The organism is Saliniferula longa (assembly GCF_050789285.1).
Taxonomy (GTDB): domain Bacteria; phylum Pseudomonadota; class Alphaproteobacteria; order Rhodobacterales; family Rhodobacteraceae; genus CAVPWP01.
Window position 1 is genome coordinate 1,050,306 of the sequence record NZ_JBOUVX010000001.1, and the last position, 23,562, is coordinate 1,073,867.

A 23,562-nucleotide genomic window follows, 5' to 3' on the forward strand; every position below is an offset into this window, starting at 1 on the left:
AATGGCAGGCATCACGCTGGACAACGTGGTCAAGCGCTACGGGCGGCTCGAGGTCGTGCACGGCATCGACCTTGAGATCGCGCATAACGAATTCGTCGTGCTGGTCGGGCCGTCGGGCTGCGGCAAGTCGACGACGCTGCGCATGATCGCGGGGCTCGAGGATATCTCGGACGGCGAGGTGCGGATCGGCGACCGCGTCGTGAACGACCTGCCGCCCAGAAAGCGCAACATCTCGATGGTGTTCCAGAACTACGCGCTTTATCCGCACATGAACGTGCGCGACAACTTGGGTTTCGGCCTGAAGATCGCCGGCCAAAGTCCTGCGGTTATTGAGGAACGCGTGAACGAGGCGGCCGAGATCCTGGGCCTGTCCGAGCTTCTCGAACGGATCCCGGCCGAGCTGTCGGGCGGCCAGCGCCAGCGCGTCGCCATGGGCCGCGCGATCGTGCGCCACCCCGACGCCTTTCTCTTCGACGAGCCGCTGTCGAACCTTGACGCCAAGCTGCGGGTGCAGATGCGCACCGAGATCAAGAAGCTGCACGCCAAGGTCCGCACCACCGTGGTCTACGTCACTCATGACCAGGTCGAGGCGATGACGCTGGCCGATCGCATCGTGGTGATGAAGGACGGCCACATCGAACAGGTCGGCCGCCCGATGGAGGTCTTCAACCATCCGGTCAACACCTTCGTGGCCAGCTTCATCGGTTCGCCGCCGATGAACCTGATCCCCGCGACCGTGGCGGCGGGGCAGGTGCGGTTCTCGGATGGCACGACCGTGCCGGTGCCCACGCGCCTGGCCGATCTGGTGGCCGAGGGGCAGGACGTCGTCTTCGGCATCCGCCCCGACGATCTGACGCCGGTGGGCCACGGCATCCACGAGGCGCGCGAGACCGCCGACATCGAGCTGACCGTCGAACTGGCCGAGCTTCTGGGAACCGAGACGCTGATCTACACCCGCTTCGCCGGGCAGGAGGTGCAGGGCAAGATGTTCGACCCGCGCGACGTCGTCCCGGGCGAGCGGCTGACCTTCCGCCTGTCGCTCGACAAGGCGCACGTCTTCGACGCGACCACGCAGAAATCGGTGAGGGCGCTCTGATGGCGCGGATCGACCACGTCGAGATCCTGATGGTTGACCTGCCACCCGCCGTCGAGCGGGTCGACGCCATCCAGTCCTTCGTCAGCCAGGAAACGCCCATCGTGCGGATCACCGACGCCGACGGGGCCGTCGGCACCGGCTATGCCTATACCATCGGGACCGGCGGGCCGGCGGTCATCAGCCTGCTCGAACGCACGCTGGTCCCCCGACTTCTGGGGCGCGAGGCCGAGGCGGTCGAGGGCATCTGGCGCGATCTGCTGTTCGCCACCCACGCCACGGCGGTGGGGGCGATCACCTCGCTGGCGCTGGCGGCCGTCGACACCGCGCTGTGGGACCTGCGCTGCCGCCGGGCCGGCTTGCCGCTTTGGCGCATGGCGGGGGGCGCGAAGGCGTCGGTCCCGCTTTACACCACCGAAGGCGGCTGGCTGCACCTGCCGGCCCAGGCCCTGGCCCAGGACGCGGCGGCGATGAAGGGCCGGGGCTTCGCCGGCGCGAAGCTCAAGATCGGCAAACCCTCCATCGCCGAGGACCGCGCCCGCCTGCGCGCGGTGCGCGACGCCGTGGGCGAGGATTTCCGCCTCATGGTCGACGCAAACCAGGCCTTCGATCTGGCCGAGGCCCTGCGCCGCGCCGACATGCTGGCCGAGGCCGGCATCCACTGGTTCGAGGAACCGATGCCCGCCGACGACGTCGGCGCGCACGCCCGCCTTGCGCGGCACTCGCGCGTGCCGATCGCGGTGGGCGAAAGCCTGTATTCGCTGTCGCAGTTCAAGGATTACCTCGAACAGGGCGCGGCCAGCATCGTGCAGGCCGACGTCGCGCGCATTGGGGGCATCACGCCCTGGCTCAAGGCGGCGCACCTGGCCGAGGCGTTCAGCGTCCCCGTCTGTCCGCATTTCCTGATGGAACTGCACGTCAGTCTTGTCTGCGCGGTGCCGAACGCGCCGATGCTCGAATACATCCCCCAGCTTGACGCGATCACCACCTCGCGCCTCGATATCCGCGAGGGGCGCGCGCATCCGCCCGACAGCCCCGGCCTTGGCATCGACTGGGACTGGGACGTGATCCGCGGGCGCATCGTGCCGGGCACGCATCACAGGTTCACCACAACGGGAGGGGCACATGCAGCGCATGGGCATGGTCATCGGGCTGAAGCCTGAGAAGGTCGCAGAGTACAAGCGCCTGCACGCCGCGGTCTGGCCCGAGATCCTGACCATGATCTCGGCCTGCAACATCACCAACTACTCGATCTACCTGAAGGAACCCGAGAACCTGCTTTTCGGCTACTGGGAATACACCGGCACCGACTTCGCCGCCGACGCCGCCAAGATGGCCGCCGATCCCAGAACGCAGGACTGGTGGGACGTCTGCATGCCCTGCCAGCAGCCGCTCGACACCCGCAAGCAGGGCGAGTGGTGGGCGATGATGGACGAGGTCTTCCACCATGACTGACGCCGACCGCCTGAACGCGCTGCGGGGCTGCTATACCTCGGTCCTGCACGACGTGATGCGCGCGCGCGGGCTGCGCAACTTCACGCTGCCGCCGCGCCTGCGGCCGCTGCAGCCCGAGACGGTGCTGACCGGGCCGGCCTGGACCGTCGAGGGCCGCATCGACGAGACCGCCGATCCCCACGAGACGCTGCTGGCCTGGACCGGGCTTCTGTCGAAGGCGCCCGCGGGCCATGTCTGGACCGCCCAGCCGCACACCCAGCTTGTCGCGCAGATGGGCGAGTTGTCGGCCGAGACGCTGCACCGCAAGGGCGTTCTGGGCTGCGTCGTCGACGGGGGCCTGCGCGACACGAACTTCATCCTGCGGCTGGGCTTTCCCTGCTGGGGCACCTTCCACACGCCGCGCGACGTGGTGGGCCTGTGGCTGCCCACCGCGACGGATGTCGAGATCATGATCGGCGAGGTTGCGATCGCGCCGGGCGACTGGCTGCACGGCGACCGCGACGGCATGGTGCGCATCCCGGGCGCGGCGCTGGACGAGGTGATCCCCGCCGCCGTCACCGCGATGAACACCGAAAGCAAGGTCCGCCGCGCCATCCTGGACGGGATGGACCCGCAGGAGGCCTATCTGAAATGGGGGAAATTCTAGGGCCATGAAGATCGCGGCCCTCGATATCCGCGCCTGCCGCCACGATGGCGCGGCCATCGCCGGCGCGGCGATGCGCGACGGTCAGGCGCGGCAGGGCCTCGAGTTCCTGGTCTTCACCCTGCGGACCGAGGACGGCCGCGAGGCGTCGATGTTCGGCTTCGCGGGCCGGTCGGCGGTGGGGGCGGCGCACACCGCCGCGGCCTCGCTCCGTCCGTTCCTTCTGGGCCGCGACGCCCGCGACCGCGAGGCGATCTGGCATGACTGGCGCACCGCCGACCGCTGGTGGCACCACCTGCCGATCCATGCCTTCGGTCCGGTCGACTGCTGTCTCTGGCTTCTGGCGGCCGAGGCGGCGGGCCAGCCGCTCTGGCGGTTCATCGGCGGTGCGCGGAACAGCGTGCCCACCTATGCCTCGTCGCTGGTGCTGGCCGATGCCGACGCCTATGCCGCCGAGGCGCTGGCGGTGCGCGCGGCGGGTCTGAAGGCCTACAAGATCCATCCCCCGGGCAAGTCGCTGGCCGAGGATATCGAGATCCACCGCGCGGTCCGCGCCGCCGTGGGCGACGACTTCCCGCTGATGTCCGACCCGGTGCAGCCCTATGCCTTCGACGAGGCGCTGCGGCTGGGGCGCGAGCTTGAGCGGCTGAACTTCCTCTGGCTGGAAGAACCGCTGCCGGACGAGGCGTTCGGCGCGCTGCGCGAACTGACGCGCCGCCTCGACATTCCCGTGGTGGGGACCGAGGTGCTGGCCAAGCATCCCTATTCGGTGGCCGAATGCATCGCCACCCGCGTGGTCGACGCCGTGCGCGCCGATCCAAGCTGGAGCGGGGGGGTGACCGGCACGCTCAAGACCGCGCGGCTTGCCGAGGCGTTCCACATGAATTGCGAACTGCACACCACGATCTTCCACCCGCTCGAGATGGTATCCCTTCACCTCGCGGGCGCGGTCCGGAACAACACCTATTTCGAAGTTCTCTGGCCGATCCAGACCTTCGCTTTCGGGCTTGACCGGCCGCTGCCCGTCGAGAACGGCGTGGCGCACCTGCCGGATACGCCGGGGCTGGGCGCCGCGCTTGACTGGGACATGATCGACGATGCAACGATTGCGAGGGTCTGAATGACCGATACGCGCCTTCTGCTGCTGTCCCCCGACGACAACGTCTTCGTCCTGCGCGGTGCCATCGACGCGGGCGAGACGGTCGCGCTGGAGGCCGGGCAGGCCACGGTGCCGGTGCGCCTTGGCCTTGGCCACAAGATCGCCCGGCGCGCCATCGCGGCGGGCGAGAAGATCGTGAAGTACGGCGCGCCCATCGGATCGGCCACGCAGGCGATCCCGGCCGGCGCCCATGTCCATCTGCACAACGTCAAAAGCGACTATACGCCGACCTACGCGCTGGAAGCGACGTCCGAGGAGGTGCCGCGATGAAGGGCTATCTGCGCAGCGACGGGCGCAAGGGCATCCGCAACCTTGTCGCCGTGGCCTATCTTGTGGAATGCGCCCACCACGTCGCGCGACAGATCGTGGCGCCGCAGGGCGACGTTGCGCACCTGATCGGGTTTCCGGGTTGCTTTCCAAACCCTTACGCCCAGAAGATGATGGAGCGGCTCTGCACCCATCCGAACGTCGGCGGCGTCGTCCTTGTCTCGCTTGGCTGCGAAAGCTTCGACCGGCACGCCCTGTCGCAGGTCATCGCGGCCACGGGCCGCCCGGTCGAGACGCTGGTGATCCAGCGCGACGGCGGCACGCGCGCCACGATTCAGGCGGGGCGCGCGGCGGTGGCGCGGATCGCGGCGCAGATCGCTGAGGCGCCGACGGTGCCGATGGAGATCTCCGACCTGGTGGTCGGCACCGTCTGCGGCGGCTCGGACGGCACCAGCGGGATCACCGGCAACCCCGCCGTCGGCCGCGCCTTCGATCTTCTGGTCGAGGCCGGCGCGACCTGCATCTTCGAGGAGACGGGCGAACTGATCGGCTGCGAGGGCATCATGGCCGGGCGCGCCGTGACGCCCGAGCTTGGGCAGGCGATCCGCGCCTCGGTCGACAAGGCCGCGGCCTATTACGCCACGCTGGGCTACGGCAGCTTCGCGGCGGGCAACGCCGAGGGCGGGCTGACCACGATCGAGGAAAAGTCGCTGGGCGCCTATGCCAAGTCCGGCCAGTCGCGGATCTCGGGACTGATCAAGCCCGGCGACATCCCGCCCAAGGGCGGGCTTTACCTCATGGACGTGGTGCCCGACGGCGAGGTGCGCTTCGGCTTTCCGAACATCTCGGACAATGCCGAGATCGTCGAGATGATGGCCTCGGGCGCGCATCTGACGCTGTTCGTCACCGGGCGCGGATCGGTCGTGGGCTCGGCGCTGGCGCCGGTCATCAAGATCGCCGCGAACCCGCACATGTACGACCGCCTGCGCGAGGACATGGACGTGAACGCCGGCCGCATCATCAGCGAGGGCGCGACCGTGGACGAGGTCGGACGCGAGATCGTGGACCTTGTCGCAGGCGTCGCCGCCGGCGCGCGCACGAAATCCGAGGATCTCGGCCACACCGAGTTCATCCTGACCTACAAGAGCTTCGAACCGATCGGGCCGGCCTGTCTGCCGGTCTGAGACACGCAAGGGACACACAATGGGACGACTGGACGGCAAGACCTGCCTCGTGACGGCGGCGGCGCAGGGGATCGGGCGGGCCTCGGCGCTGGCGATGGCGGCCGAGGGCGCGCGGGTGATCGCGACCGACGTGAATGAAGCCGCGCTGGCGGGCCTTGAGGGGTGCCAGACGCGGCGGCTCGACGTGCGCGACGGCGCCGCGATCGCCGCGCTGGCCGCCGAGATCGGCGCACCGGACGCGCTGTTCAACTGCGCGGGCTTCGTGGCGCACGGCACGATCCTTGACTGCGACGAGGCGCAGTGGGCCTTCTCGGTCGATTTGAACGTCACCGCGATGTACCGGATGATCCGCGCCTTCCTGCCGGCCATGATCGCCAACGGCGGCGGCTCGATCATCAACATGTCCTCGGTCGCCTCGTCGATCATCGCCGCGCCGAACCGCTTCGTCTACGGCGCGACCAAGGCGGCCGTCATCGGCCTGACCAAGTCGGTCGCGGCCGATTTCGTAGGGCAGGGCATCCGCTGCAACGCGATCTGCCCGGGCACCGTGGAATCGCCTTCGCTCGAGGACAGGCTCAAGGCCACGGGCGACTATGCCGCCGCCCGCGCCGCCTTCACCGCGCGCCAGCCGATGGGCCGGATCGCCCGCGCCGACGAGATCGCGGCGCTTGTGGTCTATCTTGCCTCGGACGAATCTTCCTATACGACCGGGGCCGCGCATGTCATCGACGGCGGCTGGTCGAATGTCTGAACGAGGGAGAACACGATGAAACTGATCCGCTTCGGCGAACCCGGCGCCGAGAGACCCGGCCTGATCGATGCCCAGGGCGTCGCCCGGGACCTGGGCGGCGTCGTCCCCGACATCGCCGGTGCCGTGCTGTCGGACGCGGGGCTTGCCGCGCTGCGCAAGATCGATCCGGCAGGCCTGCCGAAGGTGCCCGAGGGCGCGCGGCTTGGTCCCTGCGTGGCGGGGACGACGAAGTTCATCTGCATCGGGCTCAACTATTCCGACCATGCCGCGGAATCCGGCATGGAGGTGCCGAAGGAGCCGATCCTCTTCATGAAGGCCAACAGCGCCATCTGCGGGCCCGACGACCCGATCATCGTGCCGAAGGGATCGCAGAAGACCGACTGGGAGGTCGAGTTGGCCGTGATCATCGGCACGCGCGCCAAATACGTCTCCGAGGCGGAGGCGCTGAACCACGTCGCCGGCTACGCGGTGACGAACGACGTGTCCGAGCGTGAATTCCAGATCGAACGCGCCGGCCAGTGGACCAAGGGCAAGAGCTGCGACAACTTCGGGCAGATCGGCCCCTGGCTTGTGACCCGCGACGAGGTCGCCGATCCGCAGGACCTGCCGATGTGGCTGACCGTCAACGGCGAGACGATGCAGAAGGGGTCGACCCGGACCATGGTCTATGGGGTCGCGCATCTGGTCAGCTACATCAGCCAGTTCATGACCCTGCACCCGGGCGACGTGATCTCGACCGGGACGCCGCCGGGCGTGGGGCTGGGCATGAAGCCGCCGCGCTATCTCAAGGCCGGTGACGTGGTCGAGCTTGGCATCGAAGGCCTTGGCCGGCAGCGGCAGGAGGTCATCGCCGACCCCGAGGGAGGACCCGCATGATCGAACTGATCGATACCCACCAGCATCTCGTCTATCCCGAGGTCGCGGGCTATGGCTGGACAAGCGGCATCCCCGCGCTGGAAGGGCAGGCCTTCACGCTGGAGGATTACCAGGCGCTGACCGCGGGCCTTGGGATCGGCGGCAGTCTCTTCATGGAGACGGCCGTGGACGAGGGCGACATCCGTGTCGAGACGGCCCATGTCGCGGCCCTTGCGCGCGACCCGGCCAGCGGCATCCGCGGCCTCATCGTTTCGGCCCGGCCGGAAGAGGACGACTGCTTCGCCGAGTGGCTGGACGAGGCGGTGGAGATGGGCGCGGTGGGTGTCCGGCGCGTGCTGCACGTGGTCGACGACGCGTTGTCCACCTCGGACGTGTTCCGCGCCAACGTGCGCCGGATCGGCGCGGCGGGGCTGGCCTTCGACATTTGCGTTCTGGCGCGCCAGCTTCCGCTGGCGGTCGAGCTTGCGAAGGCCTGCCCGGACACGCGGCTTGTCCTCGACCATTGCGGCGTGCCCGACATCGCGGGCGGCGGCCTCGATCCCTGGCGCGACGTCATCTCGGCGCTGGCCGAACTGCCGAACGTCACCTGCAAGCTGTCGGGCCTTCCGGCCTATTGCGCGCCCGGCGCCGCCACCTACGAAGCGATCGAGCCCTACGTCGCGCATGTCCTTGACCGGTTCGGTCCGGCGCGAATGCTGTGGGGCAGCGACTGGCCGGTGGTGAACCTTGCGCGCGGCGTGCAGGACTGGATCGCGGCGACGCGGCGCATCCTGGACGGCCTGTCGCAGGACGAGGCCTGCGCCATCGCCAACGGCACCGCGACCAGCGTCTATCGGCTGGGCTGATTGGTGCGGGCAGGGGCGCGGGGGATTGCGGTCGGCCGCGCGGGTCGTGTAGGCGCAATGCGGGAACGCGAGGGCAGGGCGCAAGAGGGCATGGCATGATCCGGCATCTGGTTGCGCTGAGGTTCCCTGCGTGCACGCCAGCGGCGGCGAAGGCCGCGCTGATGCAGGATCTGTCTGGCCTGTCGGACCGGATCGACGGCATCCTCGACTTCCAGGTCCGCGCCAACCTCAGCCCCGAGGACGCCATGGTGCGCGGCTTTCGCGACCTGTTCTGGTTCGATTTCCGGGATGCCGCCGCGCGCGACGCCTATCTGTCCGATCCCGGACACCGCGCCATCGGCGCGCGCCTGGTGGCGGCGCTTGACGGTGGTGCGGACGGGGTCCTTGTCTGCGATTTCGCGCCATGACCGACACACCGATCGACCCCGCCGACCGCGCCTTCCTGACCGGCCTCTTCGATGCCGCCGTCGCCGCCGCTGACCCCAGGACGGCGCTTGCGCGGGCCTTGCCCAAGCGTCCGCGCGGTCGCACCGTGGTGATCGGCGCGGGCAAGGGGGCGGCGCAGATGGCGGCCGCCTTCGAGGATCTCTGGGGCGACCCGGTCGAGGGGGTGGTCGTCACCCGCTATGGCTATGGCGCCCCCTGCCGCCACATCCGGGTGATCGAGGCCGCGCATCCCGTCCCCGACGCGGCGGGGCTTCAGGCCTCGGCCGCGCTGCTGGCGGCGGTGGCGGGGCTTGGGCCGGACGATCTGGTGGTGGCGCTGATCTGCGGCGGAGGCTCGGCGCTTCTGCCGGCGCCGCCCGCGGGTCTGACGCTCGAGGACGAGGCGGCGCTGAACCGCGCGCTGCTGCGCTCGGGCGCGCCGATCTCGGCGATGAACGCGATCCGCAAGCAGGCAAGCCGCATCAAGGGCGGCCGGCTGGCGGCCGCCGCCCATCCCGCGCGCGTGGTCAGCCTTGTGGTCTCGGACGTGCCGGGGGATGACCCGGCCGAGGTCGCCTCGGGCCCGACGGTGCCAAGCGTCACCGATCGCGCCCATGCGCTGCGTCTGGTCGGGGCCTATCGCATCGACCTGCCGGCCGCCCTTCGCCGCCACCTCGAGACCGCGCCCGAGGATGCGCCGCACCCCGGCGACGCGGCCTTCGCACGCGACGAGGTGCGGGTCATCGCCTCGTCTTCCCTGTCGCTCGAGGCGGCGGCGGCCGCTGCGAAGGCCGCGGGCATCGACGCGGTGATCCTGTCGGACGCGATCGAGGGCGAGGCACGGGACGTGGGCCTTGTCCACGCCGCCATCGCTGCCGAGGTGCGGCTGCGCGCGCGTCCCTTCGCGCCGCCGGTCGTGATCCTGTCGGGCGGGGAAACCACCGTGACGATCACCGGCGCGGGTGGCAAGGGCGGGCGCAACACCGAGTTCCTGCTGTCCTTCGCCCGGGCCATCGAGGGGCGCGGGGGCGCTTCCGGGGCCGGGCAGGGCAGCCTTGTGGCGCTTGCCGCGGATACCGATGGGATCGACGGGTCCGAGGACAACGCCGGCGCCTTCGCCGACGGGCGGACCGCGGCGCGTCTGCGCGCCCGCGGCCTCGACCCCGCCGCGCTGCTGGCCGCCCATGACGCGTGGAGCGCCTTCGACGCGCTGGGCGATCTCTTCGTGCCGGGTCCCACGGGCACCAACGTCAACGACTTCCGCGCGATCCTGATCCGGTGATCGGGGGCGCGGAGTGCCTGTGCGGCGGTCGCGCCGGGTGGCGCGCGGGCGATCCGCCCGCTAGGCTGCCGCGACCGGGTCGTTCGGCCCCCTGACTTTTCCCAATCCTGACGGTGCCCGATGCGCAACTTCTCGAACGATCATTCCGCCCTTGCCCTGAACACGGCCACGCTGGGCCACAACCTTGACGGCCGCGGCGCCGGCTGGTCGCCCGAACAGGTGATCGACGCCTGCGCGGCGCGCGGCATGGCCGGGATCGTGTTCTGGCGGCGCGAGATCGGCCCCCGCGCCGTCGAGATCGGCGAGCGGGTGCGCGCGGCCGGGATGGAGGTGGTGGGCCTGTGCCGCACGCCCTACATCGTGGGCGCGGAGGCGCCGCGCGATCTGGACGAGGCGCGCGCCTCGATCGACATGGCCGCGGGGCTGGGCACCTCGATCCTGACCATCGTCAGCGGCGGGACCGAGCCGGGGACGAAGGGCGTCCTCGAAAGCCAGAAGATCCTGGCCGACCGACTTGCGTCGCTGGCCCCCTATGCCGCCGAGCGCGGGGTCAAGCTGGCGCTTGAGCCGCTAAACCCGATGTTCGGCGGCAACCGCACCGTGCTGATGACCGTGCGCGACGCGCTGCGGGTCTGCGAAATGGTGGGTGCGCCGAACCTGGGCGTGGCCGTCGACGTCTACCATGTCTGGTGGGACGCCGACCTGCGCGACAGCTGCGCCAGGGCCGGCGACCGTATTCTTGGCTATCACCTGTGCGACTGGCTCGAGACGACGCGGGACATGCTGCTGGACCGCGGCATGATGGGCGACGGGGTGGCCGACCTCAAGGCGATCCGCGCCGCGGTCGAGGATGCGGGCTATGCCGGGGCCTGCGAGGTCGAGATCTTCTCGGCCGCCGACTGGTGGATGCGCGATCCCGCCGAGGTGCTGGACGTCATGGTCGAGCGGTTCCGCGCGGTCTGCTGATGCCCTTCGCGCTGCGCCGCGCCCCCGTTCAGGGGTGGTCGCGCTCGAAGGCCCGGCAATCGAGGCCAAGCGTGTCCAGCCCCGCCGACAGGTGGTCGGACAGAAGCGGTGTCCCCATCAGATACTCTGCCGTGTGCCCGGTGTGTTCGCTTTCGGCGGTCGCGCGGTAGTCGTCCCATTCCGCCAGGTCCGCGCCTTCGCGGCCCAGCCACATGAGCGTGACAAGGTCGATCTGCCCGTCGTCGGACAGGTCCGAGATGGCCGCGACCAGTTCCTCGAAGACCGGGTCCGAGGGGCGGTCCTCGAGAACCGCTGCGGGCATGTCGTCCTCGTCGAGGGCGTCGGCGTCGGGGTCGCTCTGGGCGGTCTTGACGTCGAACTCGCGGGCGCGCGCGATGATGCGGCAGATCGTGTCAAGGTCGACGGAAAGCTCGGGCAGGTCGGTCTCGGTCTCGGTGTCGGTCTCGGGCATGGCTGTGCTCCTGCGCGGGGTGCCCCTGACTTGCGCGGGGGGCGGCGTGCGTCATTGACCGGCGTCAAGGGCGGCCATGGGTCGAATGGCTTGACGGTGGTCAATGAAAGATCGGCCCGCCGCGCGAGGATGGAGCCGATCCCGATACGCAAGGATGTCGGGCGTCCCGATCATGAGGAAGGCCGATCTGCGATGGACAAGAAACACACCTGGGCGCTGGTCATGAACGCGACGGTCGCGCGGATCCTGCGGGGGTTTGCCGATGGCGATTTCGTGCCGCCCCCGGAACTGGTGCTGAAGACCGAACACCGGAACCTCAAGGAGATCATGGCCGACAAGCGCGGCCGAAGCTTTCAATCCACCGCCGACGGACGACGCTCGGCGATGGAATATGCCTCGGACCCGCTGCACGACGACGTCGTGGCCTTCGCGCGCAAGGCCGTGGAGTTGCTGAATTCCCATGTGCTGGCCGGCGATTTCACCGCGCTTGCGATCATCGCCGACCCCAAGGTGCTTGGCATCCTGCGCGAGGAGCTGCCCGAGCGTCTGCGCAAGCGCAGCATCCTCGAGGTGCCCAAGAACCTTCTCCACTTGTCCGAGGCCGATCTTTCGGACGCCGTCGAGGCGGAATTGCGGGCGGTCGGGACCTGATCGGGGTCTAGGCGTCGGTCGCGGCGACGATCCGGCGGGCTTCGTCGACATAGGCCATGGCGCGGGCGGGCCATTTCGCCGGCGTCCGCGGGTCGGCGTCCAGCAGATGGTCGATGGTCAGCCGCGCCCGCGTCAGGCAACGGTTCAACGCATAGGTCGCCAGAAGCGGCGGCGAAGGCGTGGGGAAGCCTGCCGTGACCAACCGGGCGGCCAGGTCCGGCCCAAGCGAGGCGTCGCCCATAAGCCGCGCCTCGAGGCCGAGAAACCCGATCTCGTCATGCACGTCGACAAGGCGCACCAGCTTCGAGAACTCGACGCGGTCGAAGATCACCGGCGGATCGGTCAGGCAGACGTGTTCGGGCCGAAGATCGCCATGGCCGTCGACCACAAGACCCGCGGCCTCGCGCGCGGCGATCTCGTCCGCCGCCAGGTCAAGCCGGCGCAGGGCCTCGGCGCAAAGGGCGCGCCCGTCGGGGCCCAGGGCGCCTTCCCAGCACAGAAGGTGGCGTTCGTTAAGCAGACCCTCGTGCCGAAGCCGCTCGAGATAGCGCCCGCGGTCGGTCGGTTTCGCCCGATGGTGGCGGTAGAAGGGCGTCAGCAGCGCAGCAAGCGCGTCGAGGTCGCCGGGGGTCGGCCTCTCGCCCCGCGCCAGCATCCGGTCGAGCAGGCGGTCGTCGGGCAGACGGCGCATCACGACCAGCCAGTCGATCGGCTGCGTCCGGTCGCCGGCCGGGGCGTCGGGCAAGTTGTGGGGCAAATCATCGGGCGCGTCGACAAGGTCGACCTGTCCGGCAGGATTGCGCACGACGGCCTTCAGCCCAAGATAGACATGCGGGGCCAGCGCGCGGTTCACCGCGATCTCGGCCTTGCAGCCCTTCAGCCGGCTGGCGACATCCAGATTGTCGGCGAAGGGGGTGCGCGCTGTCCGGCGCAGCTTGTAGGCATGCGTGTCGTTCAGAAAGACATAGGCCGCATGCGTTTCGATCACGCGTCGCGGCTGCAGGAGCCGCACCAGCCCCTGCGGCACCGGCATGGGGGCCGGCAGGGGAGATGGCGTCACAACCAGAGGTCGCGGAGCGGCTTGCGCATTGCGTTGGCGACCTGACCGAACTCACCTTCCGAGATCTTGCGGCGCAGGACGTCGAACACGGCGCTGGCGGCGCGTTCGGCGTCGTCAAGCGGCGTCTCGGTGAAGGGCGCCGAGATGCGGCCAAGGAAGTCCTCCTTGCTGCGCGGATGGGCCGGGGTCCGCGACGGAATCCAGCCGTCGAAGTAGATCCCCCGGATCAGCACCGGAAGCTGCGCCGACAGGTCGGCCGCCTCGTCCACGCTGAGATAGTCGCGGACCGCATGCAGCGTTTCGCGCAAAAGCATGTAGGCCCGCCCCTGATCGTCCCATTCGAGATCCTCGCAGATCAGGTTGACCCATTCGGCCACGACCTGCGGCGCATGGTTGACGGTGCTCAAGGCATGGTTGGCCATTGTCGTTCTTCCCTTTCCTGATGTTGGCGCGCGCGACGGTCCGGGGCAGGGGCCGGGGCAGGGGCTCAGGCCACCTGCAGCCGGTCCTCGACCCGCTTCACCCCCGGGGCGGCCCAAGCCGCGTTTTCGACGGCGCGTCGCTCGGCATAGCTGTGCACCTTGCCCTCGAGCGTCACGGTCCCGTCGCTGATCGAGACGGTGATGCCCTGCGCCTCGATCTCGGCGTCGCGTCGAAGCGCCTTCTCGATGCGCTCGCGCACGTCCCCGACCGAGGCACGCGGGCTGACCGCCAGCTGGTTGATCAGGCCGGTGAGCCCCGTCATACTGCGCAAGGCGCGTTCGGCGGCTTCGCGCTGATAGTGCCACTCGACGCTGCCCTTCAGCGTGACGATGCCATCCGAGACGCGGACCTGGATGCGGTCTTCGGGCACGGCGGTGTTCCAGCGCAGAAGGTTGACCGCGCGCGCGGCGATCTCGTCGTCGGCGGTCAGGTCGCTGTCATGCGGGCGCACCTCGATTTCTTCGGCGATGCCGCGCACGCCCTTCACGCGCGCGACCACGCGTTCGGCGCGAGCACGCTCGGCGAAGGTCGCCACATGGCCGGTCAGCGTGACGATGCCATTCTCGACGGTGACGCCGATATGGGCGGCCTCGAGGCTGGGGTCGAAGTCGAGCGCGTCGAGAATGTCTTGCTTGAGAGACAGATCGCTCATCCTTAGCTCCTGTGCTGAGGGCGGGGCCGCCCTCAGGCGGCCGTCACCTTGATCGTGCGCTCGCTCTCGCGCGCCTCGTCGGTCTTCGGCATCCGCACCTTGAGCACGCCGTTCTCGAACCGCGCCTCGACCTTGTCGGCCGCGATCCCGCCGGGCAGGCGGAAGGCGCGCTGGAAGCTGCCGTAGCTGCGCTCGGAGATGTGGGTGTTCTCGTGCTCTTCCTTGTGTTCGGCGGTCTTCTCGCCGCTGATCACAAGGGTGCCGTCGGTCATGCGGATGTCGATCTCGTCGGCCGATAGGCCCGGAAGCTCGACCTGCACTTCGTATTCGCCGGCGCGCTCGACCAGATCCATCGCGGGCGCGCCGCCCCGCATCAGCGACCGCCACGCCGGTGGCAGGCCGCGGCCGAGTTCGCGGCCGGTCTGGGCGCCGAATTCGGGCCAGGAGAAGTCGTCGAACAGGCGGTCGATCTCGTGGCGCAGCATCCCGAAGGCCGAGGGTCGGGGTGCGGGCTCGGGGGACGGCGCACCGGACGCGCCCGCCTGTCCAGCGGGCTGATCCTTCGCCGTGTCGGTCCTTACGGTGACGTTCCTGGGATCGGTCATGTCAGTTCCCTCTGCGATGAAACGCTCGTGCACGGTCACGCACCGAAAGGCGCCGGACACCGGCAAATCGCCGATGCGGATCTTTCGGGCCGTGCCCTGCCTCAGGCCGGAACCGATGGCGGCGCCGGCCTGCGCGGTCAGCTTGCGCGGGCTGGCGCCCCGTCCGCATTGATCGGCATCATCGCGCGAAGCTCGCGCAGCGGCAGCGGCCGGGCCGATCGCGCCATCCGCACGATCCGCGGAAAGCTTGGCCGGTCGCCCAACCGCTGGATTGCCCCGCGTTCGGCCAGGGCGGCAAGGTCGGGGATGTGGATGTTGCGGGGATCGAGCATCTCGATCAGGCCGTCGCGCTCGAGGCTCTTGAGGATGCGGCAGGTCGATTCGACCGTGGTCGCAAGAAGATCGGCGATGTCGCGCCGTCCCAGCATCACGCTCAGCACGCAGCCGCCCTCGGGGTGGGGCTGAACCGGCATGTAGTCGGTGCCGATGACGAGGAAGGCCGCCACACGTTCTTCCGGCGACAGCGCGCCGATTGCCCAGGTCAGCCAGCGCAGGCGCTCCAGTCGGTTCACGTTCTGGCGATAGACCTCGGCCCGAAGCCGGCGATCCTTGGGCATCAGGCGGTCGAAGACATGGGCGTCGAACCGGCACAGCCGCACATCCGTCGCCGCCTCGATCGTATAGCCCGCGCCCAGTTCGTTCTCGACCCCGAAGATCTCGCCCGGCAGAAGCAGGTTCAGCACCTGCCGCCGGCCCTGGCTGTTCGAGCGTTCGAAGCGCAGGATGCCGCTGAGAACCACGCCGACGAAGGCCGGCGCGTGATCGTCATGCCACAGGATCCGGTCGGCGGGCAGGTCCTCGAAATGGGCCGAGGCCGACAGCGCCTGGAACGTGGCCGGGTCGATCCGGCCGCACAGGCCCAGCCGGTACGAGATGCATTCGGGCGCAAGCCCCGCGCATTTGCAGGCTGGCGATCTTGTCATGACTCCCCCTTTTCCACGGTTTCCCGCGCAGGTTCGCGGCGCGGGCGGTGCCGGCAGCGAAAGGGGCGCATGCAAGCGCCGTCTCTGCCCCAGTCACCAATGCGTCGGCGGCAGCGCCGACGCCCATACCACGCCCGTTGGTTTTCCTAGCACGTCCGTCGGCTTCTCGAATTGATGGAGATCAACAAATTCATACTTTGAGATACTTTTACGCTGGAGTAGATTATCCGCGTGGTGCGGATTTCCGGTTCGCGACAGGGGGAATGGGAAGTGTTCGACGACAACCTTCCGCACGAATTGCGCGGCCATCGCAGCCGCCTGCACCAGATGCTTGAACTGCTTGCCCCGCAAGTGCGCGACGACCTTCTTCAGACCGGGTTGGTCCACCGCTTTTCCGAAGGCGAGGTGGTCGTGCCCGAGGGTGTCCACGCCGAGCGCATCGGCTATGTGCTTGACGGAGCGCTTGGAATGCAGAAGCGGCTGTCGGACGGGCGCACGCATCTGATCGGCCTTCTGGTTCCCACGGACATGTATGGCAGGGTCTTCGACGGCGAGTCAGGCTATGATCTGGTCGCCCTGTCCGAGACGCGGGCCTTCAGCTTTCCCCGAGACGCCTTCGAAGAGGCGATGGGCAGTTCCCCCGAGGTCGAGCGGCGGTTCCTTGTCAGCCTTCTTGACGAGCTTGACGCCGCGCGCGAATGGATCCTGCTTCTGGGCGGCCACAAGGTGATCGAACGGGTCGCCTCGTTCCTTCTGGTGATGCTGCGCCGGACGCTGAGGGCCGAGACCGGGCATGGCCCGGCCGGCGCGGGGGCGGGCGGCAAGGTGCTGAAGGTGCGCATCCCGATCCGGCGCAAGGATCTTGCCCACCACCTTGGCGCGCGCTCCGAAAGCATCAGCCGGGCTCTGCACGAGCTTGAGGACCGCGGCACGATCGTGCTCGAGGATGCCTATACGGTCCGGGTGACGAATGTTCCCGCCCTGGTCGAGGTTTCCGGCGTCGACCTTATCGTCGACGATCTCTGAGCGGGCGCGCGGCTCAGGCCGCGCCGACCGCGGGGCGGCCCGGCGCGCCTTCGGTCGAAGCCGCGGGAAGACGCTCGGACCGGGGCAGGGCGGCCAAAACGTGCAGTCCGCCCAGACGATCGGACCGGTCAAGGACAAGGCGCCCGCCGTAGGCGTGCACGAGATCGCTGACGATGGCGAGGCCAAGGCCGGTGCCGGGTTTCGCGGTGTCCAGCCGGAAGCCGGAATCGATCACCTTGGCGCGGTCTGCCGCGGGGATGCCGGGGCCGTCATCCTCGACCTCGATGCGGGCCTCGGCGCCTTCGGCGGACAGGCTGACGCGGATCGTGCCGCTGGCCCATTTCACCGCGTTCTCAAGCAGGTTGCCTAGGATTTCCTCGACGTCCTGGGCGTCCGCCGCGGCGAAGACCGCGGTGCCGCAGGGGGGAAGATCGAACTGCAGGGCGCGGGCGTCGGGCATGGTGCGGAACAGCCGCATGAGCCGGTCGCGGGCATGACCGAGGTCGGTGGAAAGGCGCACCGTGCCGCGGCTGCTTTCGGCGCGGAAGCGCGCGAGCGAGCGGCTGATCTGCGCGTCGATCCGCCCCATCGCCTCAAGCGCCGGATCCACGGCGTGGCCCTGCGCGCCCAGGCTCTCGATCTCGTTGCGCAGGGCCGCCGACGGGGTCTTCAGCGCGTGGGCAAGGTCCGAGGATTGCCGGCGGGCGCGGTCGACCACCGACTGGTTGCGCAGAAGAAGGTCGTTGATCTCGGTCACGAGAGGGCCGATCTCGTCGGGGTAGTTGTCCGGCACAAGCGCCGCCCCGCTGTCCGAGCGGCGCGCCAGATCGCGGCCGAGCCGGCCAAGCGGCTGCAGGATCGCGGTGGTCAGCAACAGCGCCCCGGCGACACCCAGCGCACCGACCAAGCCGAACGCCACGACGACGCTTCGCCTGAGCTGCGCCTGGTCGGCCCGCAGCGCGGCCAGGCTTTCGGCCACATCGACGGTCCAGGTGGACCCGTCGTCCAGCGTCACCGCCTGCCGCAGGCCGCGCAGGGCGCCGTCCGGCCCGGCGCCGTCCCAAAGCCGTGGCGTGGGCCCGGGCGCGGGCGCGCCCTCGAGCACCGAGTCGAACAGCGAGCGTGACGCAAACGTCCGCTCGTCCGGACCCGTGATCTGCCAGTAGCGGCCGCTGTAGACGCGCCCGTAGGCCGGATCGGTCAGCAGAAGCTCGATCCCGTTTTCGGGGTCGCCGATGGTTCCCAGCGCCACGATCACCTGCAGGTGCCGGTCGGCGAGGGTCTGGTCGAAGCGCCGGTTCGCCGCGGCGTCAAGGATCGTGGTCAGGGCGATCGCGCCGACGACGGTCGACAGCACCGCCCAGAGGACGGCGCCAAGGATCGTCCGGGAGCGAAGCGAGCGCATCACTCGAGCGAGATGCTGTAGCCCCGGCCGCGGACGGTTTCGATCAGGTCCTTGCCCAGCTTGTTGCGCAGGCGGTTCACGAAGACGGCGATGGTGTTCGAGTCGCGGTCGCCATCGTATTCGTAGATGTGCTCGCTCAGCTCCGTGCGCGAGACATTGCGGCCCGCGTTGTGGAACAGATAGCTCAGCACCGCGACTTCCTGCGCTGTGAGCGTCACCGGCACGCCGTTCTTCAGCACCCGCGCGTTGCGGGTGTCGAAGGTGACCGGGCCCTTGGTGAAGACCGGGTTCACATGCCCCGCCTGCCGGCGCAGCATGGCCCGGATGCGGGCGCTGAGTTCGGGCATGTGAAAGGGCTTCGACATGTAGTCGTCGGCCCCGGCATCAAGACCGTCCACGCGTTCCGACCAGGCGTCGCGGGCGGTCAGGATCAGCACCGGGGTCGTCACGTTCGACCGGCGCCATTCCTTCAGAACGGACAGGCCGTCGCGTTCGGGCAGGCCGATGTCGAGGACGACAAGATCATAGGGTTCCGTCGAGCCGAGGAAAAACGCCTCCTCGCCATCACGGGCGGTGTCGACCGCACGCCCTTCCAGCGTCAGGATCGACTTGATCTGATCGCTCAGGGCCTGGTCGTCTTCTGCAAGCAAGATACGCATGCCCCCCGAATATTCGGTCACTCGGGCGCAATTGTGGCATTGTTTCTATTTCTTTCCGGCACCGTTTCCGTTGCCGCCACCGGAATTTCCGCCACCCGAGTTGCCACCCGAGTTGCCACCGGAGTTGCCGCCGCCGGAATTGCCACCGGAGTTCCCGCGATTCGAGTTGCCGCCGGCCTTTCCGTTCGCGTTCCCGCGGCCGTTGTTCTGGCCGCCCTGTCCGACGGCATTGCCGCGGCCGGGGGTGCCGGCCTCGCTTGCGCCGCGCGTGCCGCCATTGAACAGCGACCAGCCCGATTGCGCCCGCGCCGCTTCGGTGATTTCCCGCGCCACGGCGGACCGGGCCGACACGAACTGACCGCTTTCGGCATCAAGGATCACGCTTGCCAGCTTGCCGTCCGGCGTCTTGATCAGCACCCGATAGAAGATGCCGCCCGCCCGGTAGGCGCGGGCGTCGACAAGTTCGCCGGCGACCTGACGCTCGACCTTCTGGACAATGGTGGCAAGCGACTGCGCCTTGCCGGCGGCCACGCTGTCGCGAAGCTCGGCGCGCGACAACTCGTGCACGTCCGCCGCCGCCGTCGTGGCCGCGACGACTGCAAGCAGCGCAAGTCCAAAGGCTGTCCGAGTTGTCATGTCACCAAATTAGGGATGCGCGGATGAACCCGCGATGAACACTGCCGCCCGGCACCGCGCCGGGCGCGTATCGGGTGCCACATCGACGCGCCGAAGTCCCGTCGAATCGGCCTGAAAGGTCCAGATGAAAGAAACGGCGTTGTCGGAAAGCCTCACCCGTCGGCCGGTCCGGGTCGGCGTTCGCCCAAACGGAAAGCCGGGCCCTTTCGGACCCGGCTCCCTCCGTGCCGCGACCCCACCCATTGACGTCACCCACCTAGTCGCTCCTACGCGGCACGGAATGTGTGGTGGCGGAAACGCATTGAGGCGTCGTCCAGCGGGGATCTCGGTCAGGCGTCTTCCTCGGTGTTGCCGGGGATCTCTTCTTCTTCTTCTTCCTCCACAGGCACCTCCGGCTCGTCGGGAACGGGAGGCACGAACTCGGGCGTTTCGATCGCCTCGATGTCGAGAAGGTCCTTCACGTCGGCCAGCATCTGCGCCTGAAGATCGGGGTCGCCGGGCGTGAACTTGGGCTGCACCAGCGCCTCGGCGGCCAGCCTGTCGGCATCCGCCTCGGCGTAGGCGTCGCGCGCCCCGGCCAGATCCGCGCCATCCTCCGAAGCCAGGAAGGCCAGCGCGTCGGCATCTTCCTGCAGGGCGGCCAGAACCTCGGGGTCGCAGACCGCGCCCTCGGCACAGGTCACGACGCCATCGACGACCTCGACATCCTCGCCCAGGGCGTCGACCGCGTCCTGAAAGCTGTCCTCGGTCAGCGATCCGTCGAGCAGCCGTTCGGCCGCGCCGACCGTGATCCGTTCGTCGGTGACGGCCTGTTGCAGGCCGTCGAAATAGGCCGTCGTCGGCTCGGCCATCTGCTGGTGCGACCACACGAGGAAGCCGATCGCCCCGCCCGCGCCCGTCACTTCGCGCGATGCATCGTATTTCGCGACCATGTTGGCGATTGCCTGCGGGCTGCGCCGGGCCGAGTTCCACATGCCCAGCTCGCGCGGGTGCGTGTCGAGCCTCCCGTCGTCAAGCCGCGACTTCCAGCTGTTGCCGTACCGCGCCAGATCGTCGACGTCCTCGTCCGAATCGTCTGTCCGGGGCGTGGGGCGAGGGGCCGATTTCGGCGCGCTTTGCACCGACGTGCGGGTTGCCGACTTCGTGGCGCCGTGCCCGTTCCCGCCCGACTGATGCGCGGGAAGGAAGCCGAAGAGCTTGCCGTTTCCACCGCCACTTCCACCGCCGTTCCCGCCGCCATTGCCGCGGTTCTCGCTGCTGCGGGTGCCGCCTTGGGACGATCCCTTCTGCCCGCCCTGGCCGCCGCGCGTGCCGGTTTGGGCCGCGTCACCGCCCGACTTGCCCGCGCGCTGGTTGCCGCCGTTGCCGTTTCCGCCGCGGTTGCCGCCGCCGGAGTTGGCCTTGTCGCTTTTGGCGATCGCGAGTCCCGCGGTCGACAGGGTCACTATGGCCGCGCCGCCCGTGGCAAGCGCGAAGGAAAGCGTCGTGGCCACAAGGGCGCTTCTGACGGTGCGTTTCATCTGTGTCTCCGTATCTCCGGCTGGATCGTCGCCCGCGACAGGTGTCCGGGGCCGACGTCCCCCCTCCCAGAGGCTCTGCGTGTGTCTCGCGCTGACCTAATCCGAAGTGATCTGAACCGGCGTTCAACGGCGCGTTCACCTTGCATTCATCGGCGCCAATCTGCCGGCCTTCGGTGTGGGGCCGCGCGGTGCGCAACGATGAACCGAGGTTGAACGGACCATTTCGCGCCGGTTCACCAAGGGTCTGGCAGGTTCCCCGGGTAATGGTTCAGCGCGGCCGCCCCGTCGGCATGCCGCAAGTCCGAGTGCCACACCTTGACGCAAGGAGGGGCAGAAGATGCTGGATCATTCACGGGACCTCGAGACCGAGGGCTTTTCCGATCGGTCGGAAAAGCGGCGCGACCGAGGGGGGGCAGGACGGACGTCGGGGCAGGGGTGTCCCGGCGACCATTCAGCGAAGACCGACCGCACGTCGCGGCGGTTTCAACCCGTGGAGGAATTGATGAAACGGTTCATGTCGCAGGAAAGCGGAAGCACGACGATCGAATTCGTGCTTTGGCTGCCGCTGCTGGTCGCCGTGCTGATCGTGGCGGTCGACGCCTCGGTGCTTTACATGCGCCAGTCGAACCTCTGGCAGGTGTCGCGCGACACGGCCCGGATCGTTTCGCGCCACGGCATGACCGAAGCCGCGGCCGAGACCTATGCCCGCAACGAGGCGATGTTCGGCAGCTACGTCCCCGACGTCGACGTGCAGGTCAACGGCCAGATCGTGACGGTGACGATGGCCGCCAACCTCAACGAAATCGCCCCGATCGGTATCTTCAATTTCGCCCTGAACGAGGAACTCGTGGCCTCGATCTCGCACGCAGTGGAGCCCCGCTGATGACCATGCTTCTGAACCCCACGTCACGCGCCGCGGCGCGCTTTGCGCATGACGAGGACGGCGCGGGAACCGTGTTCGGCCTGTTCCTGTTCATGGTCTTCGTGATCCTGGGCGGCGTCGCGCTTGACAGCAGCAACGCCTGGCGCAATTCGACCCACCTGAACGCAAGCGCCGACAGCGCCGCCCATGCCGGGGCCGTGGCCCTTGCCAATGGCGGCGATCTCGACGACGTGCGCGCGATGGCGCAGGCCGCCGCCGTCACGAACATGCCGCAGCAGCGCTATGGCACCGTCGTCGGCAACGCGGTCAACAACATCCAGCTGATGCATTTCGACACCGCGACGCGCGAGCTGTCGTCGACCGGCACGCTGAACGCGGTCGTCGTGGATCTTGGCCAGACGGCCACCAACGCGAACGCCGTGCGCACCTATTTCCTGCGCCTGATGGGCGTCAATTCCTGGGATGTCACCGGCCGGTCGATCGCGGTCTACGACGCCAGCGCGGAATGTAACAACACCGACGGCATCTATGCCGAGGACGAGGTGTCGCTGAGCTCGCAGAACTCGGTCGGCTCGGGCTTTTGCGTGCACAGCCAGCACGCGGTCTGGCTGCCCCAGCAGAACAGCTTCGGGCCGGGCAGCATGGTCAGCATGCCGAACCTTGCCGATTGCAAGTCGAAGTGCACGCAATCCGCCAACCCCGGGATCAACCCGATGGCGATCAACATGATCCTGCCGGACTTCCGCGACTACATCGAGAACACCTATGACGCCTTCAATGCGTCGAGTTCGGCGCTGAAGTCGGCCTGGTTCAGCCAGAAGGGCCTGACCGGGATCAACTGGACCCTGAACATCAAGCCGCTGAAGGATGCGGGCGTCGTCCCCAAGAACAAGAGCCTCGACATCGGCAGCGTGGTCACCATGACCTGGGATCAGTTCCACGCGATGCCCGCCCTGCCGCGCGGCCTTGTCTACAACATCGACTGCCCCAACAACGGCAACTCGTCGAAGACGCGGCTGACCTTCAACGCCACCACCGGCGTAATGGACGACTCGGCCCTGCTGACCGACTGCTCGATCCGGTTCGACGATGGTGCAATGGTCCTGGGCAGCCTTGTCGTGACGATCCGCGAGCAGTCGACCGCAACCGTGACCTCGGGATCGAAGGTCACGGTCGCGGACCCGACCAAGCAGTGCAACAACGCCGATCGCACCACGGTGATGGCGCTTGGCAAGGTCAGCGCCCCGGCCGAATTCGTGATGTCGAACGTCACGCTGGTCTCGGACGACGACGTCGACATCGCGTCGGCCACAAGCAGCGGTGTCGTCAGCCGGGGGCTGAGCATCTATGCGACCGGCAAGGTCAGCCTGTCCTCGCAGCACACGCTTGAGGTCTGCGGCGGCACGAACCTTCTTGCGCCCGAGGGCAAGGTGATCCGCCACGTCATGGCGTCCGCGGCGAACCTCTGACAGGTGCTGCGGACGCGGGGCCGCCGCGGGAAGGACACCCGGCGTTCCGGCGACAGACAGCGGCCGGCAAGGGCCGCCAGCCGCCCCGGTCTTCGGGGCGGCTCCGTTTTT

General features: G+C 68.7%; 27 protein-coding genes. 17 read left to right on the plus strand and 10 right to left on the minus strand.

Going from position 1 to position 23,562, the window contains the following annotated elements; all coding sequences use genetic code 11:
• Position 1: 1 nt before the first annotated feature.
• The 13 genes from ACRDNQ_RS04915 to ACRDNQ_RS04975 all read left to right on the plus strand — a co-directional run bounded on the left by ACRDNQ_RS04915 (position 2) and on the right by ACRDNQ_RS04975 (position 10,947).
• Positions 2–1,096 (plus strand): ABC transporter ATP-binding protein, encoded by a 1,095-nt coding sequence (locus ACRDNQ_RS04915; RefSeq protein ID WP_431827514.1) that lies wholly within the window; start codon positions 2–4, stop codon positions 1,094–1,096.
• The gene (locus ACRDNQ_RS04920; protein ID WP_431827515.1) at positions 1,096–2,256 is read left to right on the plus strand and encodes a mandelate racemase/muconate lactonizing enzyme family protein; all 1,161 of its coding nucleotides are present in this window, start codon (positions 1,096–1,098) and stop codon (positions 2,254–2,256) included. Before ACRDNQ_RS04915 ends, ACRDNQ_RS04920 begins: the two co-directional genes overlap by 1 nt.
• A complete protein-coding gene (locus ACRDNQ_RS04925) occupies positions 2,219–2,548 on the plus strand; it encodes an L-rhamnose mutarotase (protein WP_431827516.1) in 330 nt (109 codons plus the stop codon). The genes ACRDNQ_RS04920 and ACRDNQ_RS04925 overlap by 38 nt, the downstream gene beginning before the upstream one ends.
• Positions 2,541–3,194, plus strand: coding sequence for an RraA family protein (locus ACRDNQ_RS04930; protein WP_431827517.1), 654 nt, complete (start codon positions 2,541–2,543; stop codon positions 3,192–3,194). Before ACRDNQ_RS04925 ends, ACRDNQ_RS04930 begins: the two co-directional genes overlap by 8 nt.
• Positions 3,195–3,198: 4 nt before the next feature.
• Positions 3,199–4,311: an enolase C-terminal domain-like protein gene (locus tag ACRDNQ_RS04935; RefSeq protein WP_431827518.1), complete on the plus strand. Its 1,113-nt coding sequence runs from the start codon at positions 3,199–3,201 to the stop codon at positions 4,309–4,311.
• Positions 4,312–4,620, plus strand: a complete 309-nt coding sequence (locus ACRDNQ_RS04940; protein WP_431827519.1) for a UxaA family hydrolase — start codon at positions 4,312–4,314, stop codon at positions 4,618–4,620.
• A complete protein-coding gene (locus tag ACRDNQ_RS04945) occupies positions 4,617–5,801 on the plus strand; it encodes a UxaA family hydrolase (RefSeq protein WP_431827520.1) in 1,185 nt (394 codons plus the stop codon). The genes ACRDNQ_RS04940 and ACRDNQ_RS04945 overlap by 4 nt, the downstream gene beginning before the upstream one ends.
• Positions 5,802–5,820: 19 nt before the next feature.
• Complete coding sequence (locus ACRDNQ_RS04950; protein ID WP_431827521.1) at positions 5,821–6,552, plus strand: SDR family oxidoreductase; 732 nt, start codon at positions 5,821–5,823, stop codon at positions 6,550–6,552.
• A gap of 15 nt (positions 6,553–6,567) precedes the next feature.
• On the plus strand, positions 6,568–7,428 hold the full coding sequence (locus ACRDNQ_RS04955) for a fumarylacetoacetate hydrolase family protein (protein ID WP_431827522.1): 861 nt from the start codon (positions 6,568–6,570) through the stop codon (positions 7,426–7,428).
• Positions 7,425–8,273, plus strand: coding sequence for an amidohydrolase family protein (locus ACRDNQ_RS04960; RefSeq protein ID WP_431827523.1), 849 nt, complete (start codon positions 7,425–7,427; stop codon positions 8,271–8,273). Before ACRDNQ_RS04955 ends, ACRDNQ_RS04960 begins: the two co-directional genes overlap by 4 nt.
• Before the next feature lie 95 nt (positions 8,274–8,368).
• Positions 8,369–8,680, plus strand: coding sequence for a Dabb family protein (locus ACRDNQ_RS04965; protein WP_431827524.1), 312 nt, complete (start codon positions 8,369–8,371; stop codon positions 8,678–8,680).
• Entirely contained in the window at positions 8,677–9,981 is a 1,305-nt protein-coding gene (locus ACRDNQ_RS04970; RefSeq protein WP_431827525.1) for a glycerate kinase type-2 family protein, read from the plus strand. The genes ACRDNQ_RS04965 and ACRDNQ_RS04970 overlap by 4 nt, the downstream gene beginning before the upstream one ends.
• Positions 9,982–10,101: 120 nt before the next feature.
• A complete protein-coding gene (locus ACRDNQ_RS04975) occupies positions 10,102–10,947 on the plus strand; it encodes a sugar phosphate isomerase/epimerase family protein (protein ID WP_431827526.1) in 846 nt (281 codons plus the stop codon).
• Between the two features lie 28 nt (positions 10,948–10,975).
• Here the strand turns inward: ACRDNQ_RS04975 and ACRDNQ_RS04980 are convergent, their stop codons facing one another.
• On the minus strand, positions 10,976–11,419 hold the full coding sequence (locus tag ACRDNQ_RS04980) for a DUF3775 domain-containing protein (protein WP_431827527.1): 444 nt from the start codon (positions 11,417–11,419) through the stop codon (positions 10,976–10,978).
• 192 nt (positions 11,420–11,611) lie between these two features.
• Here ACRDNQ_RS04980 and ACRDNQ_RS04985 point away from each other — a divergent pair, with 192 nt between their 5' ends.
• Positions 11,612–12,070 carry a host attachment protein gene (locus ACRDNQ_RS04985; RefSeq protein WP_431827528.1) on the plus strand — a complete coding sequence of 153 codons (459 nt, stop codon included), beginning with the start codon at positions 11,612–11,614 and terminating at the stop codon, positions 12,068–12,070.
• A gap of 7 nt (positions 12,071–12,077) precedes the next feature.
• On the opposite strand, the gene ACRDNQ_RS04990 is transcribed toward ACRDNQ_RS04985, so the two are convergent.
• From ACRDNQ_RS04990 to ACRDNQ_RS05010, 5 genes are all read right to left on the minus strand, one after another.
• On the minus strand, positions 12,078–13,103 hold the full coding sequence (locus tag ACRDNQ_RS04990; RefSeq protein ID WP_431827529.1) for a hypothetical protein: 1,026 nt from the start codon (positions 13,101–13,103) through the stop codon (positions 12,078–12,080).
• Positions 13,104–13,126: 23 nt separating this feature from the next.
• Positions 13,127–13,552: a DUF2267 domain-containing protein gene (locus tag ACRDNQ_RS04995; protein WP_431827530.1), complete on the minus strand. Its 426-nt coding sequence runs from the start codon at positions 13,550–13,552 to the stop codon at positions 13,127–13,129.
• Positions 13,553–13,617: 65 nt separating this feature from the next.
• Positions 13,618–14,265, minus strand: coding sequence for a BON domain-containing protein (locus ACRDNQ_RS05000; protein ID WP_431827531.1), 648 nt, complete (start codon positions 14,263–14,265; stop codon positions 13,618–13,620).
• 32 nt (positions 14,266–14,297) lie between these two features.
• Positions 14,298–14,870: an Hsp20/alpha crystallin family protein gene (locus ACRDNQ_RS05005; protein WP_431827532.1), complete on the minus strand. Its 573-nt coding sequence runs from the start codon at positions 14,868–14,870 to the stop codon at positions 14,298–14,300.
• A gap of 137 nt (positions 14,871–15,007) precedes the next feature.
• Positions 15,008–15,853 (minus strand): Crp/Fnr family transcriptional regulator, encoded by an 846-nt coding sequence (locus ACRDNQ_RS05010; RefSeq protein WP_431827533.1) that lies wholly within the window; start codon positions 15,851–15,853, stop codon positions 15,008–15,010.
• A 270-nt stretch (positions 15,854–16,123) separates the two neighbouring features.
• Between ACRDNQ_RS05010 and ACRDNQ_RS05015 the strand changes: the two genes are divergently transcribed.
• Entirely contained in the window at positions 16,124–16,879 is a 756-nt protein-coding gene (locus ACRDNQ_RS05015; RefSeq protein WP_431827534.1) for a Crp/Fnr family transcriptional regulator, read from the plus strand.
• 13 nt (positions 16,880–16,892) lie between these two features.
• Here the strand turns inward: ACRDNQ_RS05015 and ACRDNQ_RS05020 are convergent, their stop codons facing one another.
• The 4 genes from ACRDNQ_RS05020 to ACRDNQ_RS05035 all read right to left on the minus strand — a co-directional run bounded on the left by ACRDNQ_RS05020 (position 16,893) and on the right by ACRDNQ_RS05035 (position 21,099).
• Positions 16,893–18,284, minus strand: coding sequence for a sensor histidine kinase (locus ACRDNQ_RS05020; protein ID WP_431827535.1), 1,392 nt, complete (start codon positions 18,282–18,284; stop codon positions 16,893–16,895).
• On the minus strand, positions 18,284–18,943 hold the full coding sequence (locus tag ACRDNQ_RS05025) for a response regulator transcription factor (protein WP_431827536.1): 660 nt from the start codon (positions 18,941–18,943) through the stop codon (positions 18,284–18,286). Before ACRDNQ_RS05025 ends, ACRDNQ_RS05020 begins: the two co-directional genes overlap by 1 nt.
• A gap of 45 nt (positions 18,944–18,988) precedes the next feature.
• Complete coding sequence (locus tag ACRDNQ_RS05030) at positions 18,989–19,579, minus strand: PepSY domain-containing protein (protein WP_431827537.1); 591 nt, start codon at positions 19,577–19,579, stop codon at positions 18,989–18,991.
• Between the two features lie 329 nt (positions 19,580–19,908).
• The gene (locus ACRDNQ_RS05035; RefSeq protein WP_431827538.1) at positions 19,909–21,099 is read right to left on the minus strand and encodes a hypothetical protein; all 1,191 of its coding nucleotides are present in this window, start codon (positions 21,097–21,099) and stop codon (positions 19,909–19,911) included.
• Between the two features lie 502 nt (positions 21,100–21,601).
• Here ACRDNQ_RS05035 and ACRDNQ_RS05040 point away from each other — a divergent pair.
• Together ACRDNQ_RS05040 and ACRDNQ_RS05045 are read left to right on the plus strand one after the other, a co-directional pair.
• Positions 21,602–21,982: a TadE/TadG family type IV pilus assembly protein gene (locus ACRDNQ_RS05040; RefSeq protein ID WP_431827539.1), complete on the plus strand. Its 381-nt coding sequence runs from the start codon at positions 21,602–21,604 to the stop codon at positions 21,980–21,982.
• Positions 21,982–23,451: a TadE/TadG family type IV pilus assembly protein gene (locus ACRDNQ_RS05045; protein WP_431827540.1), complete on the plus strand. Its 1,470-nt coding sequence runs from the start codon at positions 21,982–21,984 to the stop codon at positions 23,449–23,451. The genes ACRDNQ_RS05040 and ACRDNQ_RS05045 overlap by 1 nt, the downstream gene beginning before the upstream one ends.
• Positions 23,452–23,562 lie beyond the last annotated feature (111 nt).